The sequence below is a fragment of the Stenotrophomonas sp. SrG genome (assembly GCF_050031795.1).
Taxonomy (GTDB): domain Bacteria; phylum Pseudomonadota; class Gammaproteobacteria; order Xanthomonadales; family Xanthomonadaceae; genus Stenotrophomonas; species Stenotrophomonas rhizophila_A.
This window is the reverse complement of the sequence record NZ_JBNBBE010000712.1, coordinates 1-247: the sequence shown is the minus strand read 5'-3', so window position 1 is coordinate 247 and position 247 is coordinate 1. Positions and strand designations below refer to the sequence as shown.

Here is a 247-nt window from a genome sequence, read left to right as displayed (position 1 = left end):
TTGGTGGCATGAGTTCGTCAACCGGATCCGCGCCAAGCATCCGGACATGTTCATGTTCGGGGAGGCGTTCGACTATGTCGCCGGCAAGATCGCCGAGCACACCTGGCCGACCAACGCCAACGTGAGCGTGCTCGACTTCCCGCTGCGTGGCGCGTTGTCCAGCGTGTTCGGCAAGGAGCAGAAGGGCTTCGAAGCGCTGGCCGAGCCGCTGCTCCTGGTGGGTGGGCCGTACGCCAACCCGTACGAG

General features: G+C 64.8%; 1 pseudogene. It reads left to right on the top strand.

Going from position 1 to position 247, the window contains the following annotated elements:
* A pseudogene (locus ACQG3P_RS21435) lies at positions 1–247 on the top strand (alpha-amylase family glycosyl hydrolase); the annotation flags it as partial.